Source organism: Burkholderia sp., from assembly GCF_018375725.1.
GTDB lineage: Bacteria > Pseudomonadota > Gammaproteobacteria > Burkholderiales > Burkholderiaceae > Burkholderia.
This window is the reverse complement of sequence record NZ_JAHACR010000172.1, coordinates 1-8885: the sequence shown is the minus strand read 5'-3', so window position 1 is coordinate 8885 and position 8885 is coordinate 1. Positions and strand designations below refer to the sequence as shown.

General features: G+C 66.9%; 7 protein-coding genes and 1 pseudogene. 5 read left to right on the top strand and 3 right to left on the bottom strand.

The window, feature by feature from the left end:
• Positions 1–847: AMP-binding protein (locus KH616_RS16765; RefSeq protein ID WP_292248350.1), on the bottom strand; the 847-nt coding region annotated here is incomplete at its 3' end.
• Between the two features lie 119 nt (positions 848–966).
• On the opposite strand from KH616_RS16765, the pseudogene KH616_RS16760 reads away from it, so the two are divergent.
• The 5 genes and pseudogenes from KH616_RS16760 to KH616_RS16740 all read left to right on the top strand — a co-directional run bounded on the left by KH616_RS16760 (position 967) and on the right by KH616_RS16740 (position 4760).
• A pseudogene (locus tag KH616_RS16760) lies at positions 967–2535 on the top strand (protein adenylyltransferase SelO).
• Positions 2536–2564: 29 nt separating this feature from the next.
• Positions 2565–2996, top strand: coding sequence for a peptide-methionine (R)-S-oxide reductase MsrB (gene msrB / locus KH616_RS16755; RefSeq protein ID WP_292248347.1), 432 nt, complete (start codon positions 2565–2567; stop codon positions 2994–2996).
• Between the two features lie 121 nt (positions 2997–3117).
• Positions 3118–3648 (top strand): septation protein A, encoded by a 531-nt coding sequence (locus KH616_RS16750; protein WP_292248344.1) that lies wholly within the window; start codon positions 3118–3120, stop codon positions 3646–3648.
• A 2-nt stretch (positions 3649–3650) separates the two neighbouring features.
• The gene (locus KH616_RS16745) at positions 3651–3971 is read left to right on the top strand and encodes a BolA family protein (RefSeq protein WP_292248341.1); all 321 of its coding nucleotides are present in this window, start codon (positions 3651–3653) and stop codon (positions 3969–3971) included.
• A 9-nt stretch (positions 3972–3980) separates the two neighbouring features.
• Positions 3981–4760, top strand: coding sequence for a peptidylprolyl isomerase (locus KH616_RS16740; protein WP_292248339.1), 780 nt, complete (start codon positions 3981–3983; stop codon positions 4758–4760).
• 115 nt (positions 4761–4875) lie between these two features.
• Here the strand turns inward: KH616_RS16740 and KH616_RS16735 are convergent, their stop codons facing one another.
• Both KH616_RS16735 and purL read right to left on the bottom strand, forming a co-directional pair.
• On the bottom strand, positions 4876–5409 hold the full coding sequence (locus KH616_RS16735) for an N-acetyltransferase (protein ID WP_292248337.1): 534 nt from the start codon (positions 5407–5409) through the stop codon (positions 4876–4878).
• Between the two features lie 4 nt (positions 5410–5413).
• Positions 5414–8885: phosphoribosylformylglycinamidine synthase (gene purL, locus KH616_RS16730; RefSeq protein WP_292248334.1), on the bottom strand; the 3472-nt coding region annotated here is incomplete at its 5' end.

Here is an 8885-nt window from a genome sequence, read left to right as displayed (position 1 = left end):
GCCAGACCGTCGGCACGCCGGCCGAGAACGTCACGCGCTCCGCTTCCATCAGCGTGTACAGCGACTTGCCGTCGAGATCCTTGCCCGGCAGCACCAGCTTGCCGCCGGTGAGCGGCACCGAATACGGCAGGCCCCATGCGTTCACATGGAACATCGGCACGACGGGCAGCACCGAATCCATCGCGGACAGGTTCATCGCGTCGGGCAGCGCCGCACCGTATGCGTGCAGCACCGTCGAGCGATGCGAATACAGCACGCCTTTCGGATTGCCGGTCGTGCCCGACGTATAGCAAAGCCCCGATGCCTGCTGCTCGTCGAGCAGCGGCCAGTCGTAGCAGCCGTCTTCGGCGCCGACGAGCGCCTCGTAACAGAGATACGGCGTCGCGCCGGACGGAAGATGCGCCGCGTCGGTCATCGCGATCCAGCCCTTCACGTTCGGGCATTGCGGCGCGAGCGCATCGACGAGCGGCGCGAAGTTGATGTCGAAAAGGACGTACTGGTCGTCCGCGTGATTGACGATGTAGGCGATCTGCTCAGGGAAAAGACGCGGATTGATCGTGTGGCAGACGGCGCCCATCCCGCTGATGCCGTAGTACGCCTCGAGATGCCGGTAGCCGTTCCACGCGAGCGTACCGACACGTTCGCCCGGCGCCACGCCGAGCCGCGTGAGCGCCTGCGCGAGCTGCTTCGCGCGGCGCTCGCAATCGCGGTACGTATAGCGGTGCAGGTCGCCCTCCACCCGCTTCGACACGATCTCGGCGTCACCTGCGTGACGTGCGGCATGCGCGATCAGCGACGACACCAGAAGCGGCATATCCATCATCTGGCCCAGCAACGGCTTACCCATCGTCTTGTTCTCCCGGAAGGATGCGAATCGGTGTACAGCCCGAGGCACTCGGCGCACGTCCGGTCATGCGGGCGGCGCGGCGCCGCCTTACAATATCGGCTTACCCAGAGGCGCTCAACATGTCGTTTTCCCGAAGCGCAGCCGATGCGGCTGACACTCTCCCCGACCTTGCCGCCACGCTCGGCGCGCCCGCCGACGGCGCCTTCGTGCAGCTCGGCGACGCGTTCTACACGCGCCTGCCGGCCGCGCCGCTGCCCGCGCCGTATGTGGTCGGCTTTTCCGACGAAGTCGCCCGACTGCTCGGGCTGTCGCCGGCGCTCGCCGCGCAGCCCGAATTCGCCGAGCTGTTCAGCGGCAACCTCACGCGCGACTGGCCGGCCGGCGCGATGTCGTTTGCCTCGGTCTACTCGGGCCATCAGTTCGGCGTGTGGGCCGGCCAGCTCGGCGACGGCCGCGCACTGAACATCGGCGAACTCGCCGCGACCGACGGCCGCCGCTACGAACTGCAGCTCAAGGGCAGCGGCCGCACACCGTATTCGCGCATGGGCGACGGCCGCGCCGTGCTGCGCTCGTCGATCCGCGAGTTCCTGTGTTCCGAGGCGATGCATCACCTCGGCATTCCGACGACGCGCGCGCTGACCGTGATCGGCTCCGACCAGCCCGTGATCCGCGAGGAGATCGAGACGTCCGCCGTCGTCACGCGCGTGTCCGAAAGCTTCGTTCGCTTCGGCCACTTCGAGCACTTCTTCTCGAACGATCGCCCGGACCTGCTGCGGCAGCTCGCCGATCACGTGATCGATCGCTTCTAACCGGCCTGCCGCGACGCGGACGATCCGTACCTCGCCCTGCTCGAAGCCGCGACGCTGCGCACCGCCGACCTCGTCGCGCAATGGCAGGCCGTCGGCTTCTGCCACGGCGTGATGAATACCGACAACATGTCGATACTCGGCGTCACGATCGACTACGGTCCGTTCGGCTTCGTCGATGCGTTCGACGCGAACCACATCTGCAACCACTCCGACACGCGCGGCCGCTATGCGTACCGGATGCAGCCGCGCATCGCGCACTGGAACTGCTATTGCCTCGCGCAGGCGCTGTTGCCGCTGATCGGGCTGCAGCACGATATCGCCGACGACGATGCACGCGCCGAACGTGCCGTCGAGGACGCGCAAGCCGTGCTTGCCAGATTTCCCGAGCGGTTCGGCCCGGCGCTCGAGCGCGCGATGCGCGCGAAGCTTGGCCTCGCGCTCGAACGCGAAGGCGATGCGGCGCTCGCGAACCAGCTGCTCGAAACCATGCATGCGAGCCATGCGGACTTCACGCTGACGTTCCGCCACCTCTCGCGCATGTCGAAGCACGACGCGAGCGGCGATGCGCCGGTGCGCGACCTGTTCGTCGACCGCGAGGCGTTCGATCGCTGGGCGAGCCTCTACCGCACGCGCCTGTCCGAGGAAACGCGCGACGACGCGGCACGCGCGGAAGCGATGAATCGCGTGAATCCGAAGTACGTGTTGCGGAACCACCTTGCCGAAATCGCCATCCGGCGCGCGAAAGAGAAGGATTTCTCGGAAGTCGAGCGACTGGCGCGCGTGCTGCGCCGGCCGTTCGACGAGCAGCCGGAATTCGAATCCTACGCGGCGTTGCCGCCCGACTGGGCCGGCTCGCTCGAAGTCAGCTGCTCGTCATAACCGCGCGACGATTCATCAGGAGACAGAACATGCGCCACGATTCCCATGACAAAACCTATCCGTACCAGAAGGACGACGCGGAGCTGCGCCGCCGGCTCACGCCGATGCAGTACGAGGTCACGCAACGCGCGGCGACCGAGCGCGCGTTCACCGGCGAATACACCGATACGACGGACGCCGGCATCTACACATGCGTCGTCTGCAGCACGCCGCTGTTCGAGTCCGGCGCGAAATATCATTCCGGCTGCGGCTGGCCCAGCTATTTCAAGCCGATCAACGGCGAGGTGATCGACGAGAAGATCGACTACACGCACGGCATGGTGCGCGTCGAAGTCCGCTGCAATCATTGCGGCGCGCATCTCGGCCACGTGTTCGAGGACGGCCCGCGCGACCAGACCGGCTTGCGGTACTGCATCAATTCGGCTGCGTTACACTTCGAGTCCCGACCCGAGGACAAATAAGCGGCGCCCGGGCGAATCGCGCGCATCCCGGACGGGCGCGCACGATTCGCGAAGGCGGCGCCGGCGGGTCCCTACAACGGTGAAAGGCGCGCGAGCGACCTTTCACGCAGCTGCGATCATCATGAAATTCCTGTTCGATCTGTTTCCGATCATCCTGTTTTTCGTCGCCTTCAAGGTGTGGGGCATCTTCACCGCCACCGCTGTCGCGATTGTCGCGACGCTCGCGCAAGTCGCCTGGGTCGCATTCCGCCACCGGAAAGTCGACACGATGCTGTGGGTCAGCCTCGGCGTGATCGTCGTGTTCGGCGGCGCCACCCTCGTCCTGCACGACGAGAAATTCATCCAATGGAAACCGACTGTGCTTTACTGGCTGTTTGCAATTGGCCTGCTTGCCGCGCGTTACGCGTTCAGCAAGAACCTGATCGAAAAGATGATGGGCAAGCAGCTCACGCTGCCGCATCCCGTCTGGGACCGCCTCAATATCGCCTGGGCGCTGTTCTTCGCGGCGCTCGGCGTCGCCAATCTCTACGTCGTGCGCCACTTCACCGAATCGCAGTGGGTGAACTTCAAGCTGTTCGGCACGACGGGCGCGATGGTCGTGTTCATCATCCTGCAAAGCCTGTGGCTCGCGAAATACCTGAAAGAAGAATGACCATGACCGATGCTTTCCTCCACGCGTCGCCCGATGAGCGCATCGCACTGATCGAGACGCGCCTGCGCCAGGCGCTGTCGCCCGCCTCACTCGCGGTGCGCGACGACAGCGCACTGCACGCCGGCCACGCCGGCGCGGCCGCGGGCGGCCACTACACGGTCACGATCGTGTCGGCCGCGTTCGCGGGCAAGCCGCGCGTCGCGCGGCACCGGCTGGTGTATGATGCGCTCGCCGATGCGATGCAGCGCGGCATTCATGCGCTTGCGATCGTCGCTTACACGCCCGAAGAATTCAACGAATCTTCTATCAAGTCGTCTCATTAGGAATTCCCGATGATCCTGAAATCCCCCCGCCTGTGGGCCGTCGCGGCCGCTCTCGCAGCGGCGCCGGCATTCGCCCAGAACATCGCTGTCGTCAATGGCACGCCCATTCCGAAGTCCCGCGCCGATGCCATGGTGTCGCAGCTGGTCCAGCAAGGCCAGCCCGACAGCCCGCAGCTGCAGGCAGCCGTGCGCCAGGAGCTTGTGAACCGCGAGATCCTGATGCAGGAAGCGGTGCGTCGCGGCATCCCGAATCGTCCGGACGTGAAGGCGCAGGTTGCCGTCGCGCAGCAGACCGTCGTACTGCGCGCGATGATCGAGGACTTCCTGAAGAAGAACCAGCCGACCGACGCCGAGGTGAAGGCGCGCTATGACGAGCTGGTGAAGGGTGCCGCGAGCCGTGAATACCATCTGCACCACATCCTCGTCGACAACGAGCAGCAGGCGAAGGAACTGATCGCGAAGATCAAGGCCGGCGCGAAGTTCGAGGATCTGGCGAAGCAGTACTCGAAGGATCCGGGCTCGGGCAAGAACGGCGGCGACCTCGACTGGGCCGACCCGAAGGCGTTCGTGCCGGAATTCGCGGCCGCCGCGCAGAAACTGCAAAAAGGCCAGATGACCGACGAGCCGGTCAAGACCCAGTTCGGCTGGCACATCATCCGCGCCGACGACATCCGCAACGTCGCGCCGCCGCCGTACGAGCAGGTCAAGGCGCAGATCTCGCAGCAGCTGGTCCAGCAGAAGCTGCAGGCATTCGAGGAAGGACTGCGCCAGCACGCGAAGATTCAGTAACGCGGTCACTGCGCCTGAAACGAGAAAGCCGCTCCGAGGAGCGGCTTTCTTTTTGCATGTTGATGACCTTGCGTGAACGCGATGCAGGCGTGATGTGCGCGGCGACGCGCGCCGTCTATGCGTATAACGCGTCGTGATACCGCACTTCGCCGGCCGGACGCGGTGCGTTCTCGTCGAACGACAGCGCCGTCAGGTACATCGCAGGCGCCTGAGGAAACACCATGCCGCCGTCGGGTTCGAACCCGAAGCGCGCGTAATACGCGGGATCGCCGAGCACGACGCAACCGCGCGCGCCGAGCCTGCGCAGCGCGTCGAGGCCCGTGCGCACGAGCCCCGCGCCGACGCTTTGCCGCTGACAGTCGGGCAGCACCGCGAGCGGTGCGAGTCCGTACCAGCCAGCCGTCTCTCCCGCACCGATCGTCACCGGCGAAAACGCGACGTGACCGATCACGCGTTCGTCACGCTCCGCGACCAGCGACACGCTCAAGCGGCCGTCCGCACGCAACACGTCGACGACGCGCTGCTCGAACCGGCCGCCTTGCGGCGTGCCGGCGAACGCGGCAGCAATGACCCCGGCGATCGCCTCGACGTCCTCCGCGCGCTCGTCACGCAGCGTCACGACGTCGACGGCGCCATGCAGGCCGAACATCGCGTCAGCCGATCCAGCGGCGGGCGTTGCGGAACGCGCGCATCCACGGGCTCGCATCGTCCCAGCCTTCCGGATGCCAGCTCATCGTCACCGTGCGGTGCACACGTTCCATGTGCGGCATCAGCACCGTGAAGCGGCCGTCGGCGGTCGTCACCGAGGCGATGCCGGCCGGCGAGCCGTTCGGGTTGAACGGATAACGCTCGGTCGCTTCGCCGCGATGGTCGACATAGCGCATCGCCACTGCGACGCGATCGATGTCGCCCTGCTGCGAGAAGTCCGCGAAGCCTTCGCCGTGCGCGACCGCCACCGGAATGCGCGAGCCTTCCATGCCGGCGAAGAAGATCGACGGCGACGACTGCACCTCGACGAACGAGAAGCGGGCCTCGAACTGCTCGGACTTGTTGCGCGTGAACTTCGGCCACGCCTCCGCGCCCGGAATCATCGACGCCAGGCTCGACAGCATCTGGCAACCGTTGCAGATGCCGAGCGCGAACGTGTCCTGGCGCGCGAAGAATGCCGAGAACATCTCGGCGAGACCCGAGTTGAAGCGGATCGTCTTCGCCCAGCCTTCGCCCGCGCCCAGCACGTCGCCATACGAGAAGCCGCCGCAGGCGACCGCGCCCGCGAAGTCCGCCAGCGTCGCGCGGCCTGCCAGCAGATCGCTCATGTGGACGTCGTGCGCGTCAAAGCCCGCGCGATCGAATGCATAGGCGGTTTCGAGGTGCGAGTTCACGCCCTGCTCGCGCAGAATCGCGACACGCGGACGTGCGCCGGTCGAGATGAACGGCGCGGCGATATCCTCGGTCGCATCGAACGTCAGCACCGGCGAGATGCCCGGGTCGGCCGCGTCGAGCAGCGCATCGTATTCGGCATCCGCGCAGGCCGGGTTGTCGCGCAGGCGCGCGATGCGCCAGCTCACTTCGCCCCATGCGCGATGCAGGTCGACGCGCGGCGCTTCGAAGATCTTTTTCGCGTCGCGATACACCTCGATCGTGTCGCGCTCGTTGACCGTGCCGATCACGTGCGAGCACGCGGACAGGCCGAATTCGCGCAGCACGGCGAGCACCGCATCGCGGTCTGCCGCGCGCACCTGCACGACGGCGCCGAGTTCCTCGGAGAACAGCGCGCGCAGCGTGCGGTCCTCGCGGCGGCCGCTCGTCTGCTTCGCCCAGTCCTTCGCGTCGCCATAGTCCGATTCATGCGCCGCGTCGAGCGTCAGCATGTCGACATTCAGCGACACGCCCGCATGGCCCGCGAACGCCATTTCACACACGGTCGCCCACAGACCGCCGTCCGAGCGGTCGTGGTACGCGAGCAGCTTGCCTTGCGCGTTCAGCGCCTGGATCGCCGCGAAGAAACGCTTCAGATCTTCCGGATCGTCGACGTCCGGCACCGTGTCGCCGACCTGCTGCGTGACCTGGGCAAAGATGCTGCCGCCCATGCGGTTCTTGCCGCGGCCGAGGTCGATCGCGATCAGCACGCTGTCGCCGGCGTCGGCGACGCGCTGCAGTTGCGGCGTGAGATGCCGGCGGACGTCCTCGACCGGCGCGAACGCCGAGATGATCAGCGACACCGGCGCGACGACTTCCTTCGCCACGCCCTGCTCGTCCCACTTCGTCTTCATCGACAGCGAATCCTTGCCGACCGGGATGCCGATGCCGAGCGCCGGGCACAGCTCCATGCCGATCGCCTTCACCGTGTCGAACAGTGCAGCGTCCTCGCCCGGCGTGCCGCATGCGGCCATCCAGTTCGCCGACAGCTTCAGCTTGTCGAGCGAGGCGATCGGCGCCGACGCGATGTTGGTGATCGCCTCGCCGACCGCCATGCGGCCCGACGCGGGCGCGTCGATCACGGCGAGCGGCGTGCGCTCGGCCATCGTCATCGCTTCGCCCTTGAAGCCTGCGTAATCGAGCGCCGTCACGGCGCAGTCCGCCACCGGCACCTGCCACGGGCCGACCATCTGGTCGCGCACCGACGTGCCGCCGACCGAGCGGTCGCCGATCGTGATCAGGAACGACTTGCTCGCGACCGTCGGGTGCTTCAGCACGTCCACGGCGGCCTCGGCAAGCGAGATGCCCGTCACGTCGACGGGCGCGCGCTCGGTCGTCACGCGCGCGACATCGCGATGCATGCGCGGCGCCTTGCCGAGCAGCACTTCCATCGGCATGTCGACCGGATAGGCGTCCGCGCCGGTCGCCTGATCGTCGACGAGCTTCAGTTCACGCTCGTCGGTTGCGACCCCGACCACCGAGAACGGGCAGCGCTCACGCACGCAGATCGCCTCGAAGCGCGGCAGGTCGGCCGGCGCGATCGCCAGCACGTAGCGCTCCTGCGCCTCGTTCGACCAGATTTCGCGCGGCGACAGGCCCGACTCCTCGAGCTGGATCTTGCGCAGCTCGAAGCGTGCGCCCTTGCCCGCGCCGTCGACGATCTCCGGGAACGCGTTCGACAGGCCGCCCGCGCCGACGTCGTGAATGCTCAGAATCGGGTTCGCGTCGCCGAGCTGCCAGCAACCGTTGATGACTTCCTGCGCCCGGCGCTCGATTTCCGGGTTGCCGCGCTGCACCGAGTCGAAATCGAGCTCGGCGGTGTTCGTGCCGGTCGCCATCGAGCTGGCCGCGCCGCCGCCCATGCCGATCCGCATGCCGGGACCGCCGATCTGGATCAGCAGCGAGCCGGCAGGCACGTCATGCTTGTGCGTATGCGCGTCGGAAATGTTGCCGATGCCGCCCGCGATCATGACCGGCTTGTGATAGCCGCGCACCTGGCCGCCGACGTTCTGCTCGTAGACGCGGAAGTAGCCGCCGAGGTTCGGGCGGCCGAATTCGTTGTTGAACGCGGCGCCGCCGAGCGGGCCGTCGATCATGATCTGCAGCGGCGACGCGATGCGGTCCGGACGGCCGTACGGGCCGTGCGCGTCATTCGGGTTGCGCTCGCCGACCGGCTGCGCGGCGTCGCGCGCGTTTTCCCAGGACTGGCGCGCGTCGGGCAGGTCGAGGTTCGACACCGTAAAGCCCGTCAGCCCCGCTTTCGGACGCGCACCGCGCCCCGTCGCGCCTTCGTCGCGGATCTCGCCGCCCGCGCCGGTCGCCGCGCCCGGGAACGGCGAGATCGCCGTCGGGTGGTTGTGCGTCTCGACCTTCATCAGCGTGTGGGTCAGCTCGGTGTGACGGCCATAGCGCTCGTCCGGCTCGCCGGTGGCGCCGGCCGGGCGCGGGAACCAGCGTTCCGCCTGCGCGCCTTCCATGATCGCGGAGTTGTCCGAATACGCGACGATCGTGCCCTGCGGATTCAGCTTCTCGGTGTTGCGGATCATCGCGAACAGCGACATGTCCTGCGCTTCGCCGTCGATCGTCCACTGCGCGTTGAAGATCTTGTGGCGGCAGTGCTCGCTGTTCGCCTGTGCGAACATCATCAGCTCGACGTCGGTCGGGTTGCGCTCGAGCTTCTTGAACGCATCGACGAGATAGTCGATT

What these genes read in the sequence shown, in the direction of transcription:
- msrB (WP_292248347.1), top strand. Translation starts at nt 2,565, where the DNA reads ATGCGCCACGATTCCCATGACAAAACCTATCCGTACCAGAAGGACGAC.
- KH616_RS16750 (WP_292248344.1), top strand. Translation starts at nt 3,118, where the DNA reads ATGAAATTCCTGTTCGATCTGTTTCCGATCATCCTGTTTTTCGTCGCC.
- KH616_RS16745 (WP_292248341.1), top strand. Translation starts at nt 3,651, where the DNA reads ATGACCGATGCTTTCCTCCACGCGTCGCCCGATGAGCGCATCGCACTG.
- KH616_RS16740 (WP_292248339.1), top strand. Translation starts at nt 3,981, where the DNA reads ATGATCCTGAAATCCCCCCGCCTGTGGGCCGTCGCGGCCGCTCTCGCA.
- KH616_RS16735 (WP_292248337.1), bottom strand. Translation starts at nt 5,409, where the DNA reads ATGTTCGGCCTGCATGGCGCCGTCGACGTCGTGACGCTGCGTGACGAG.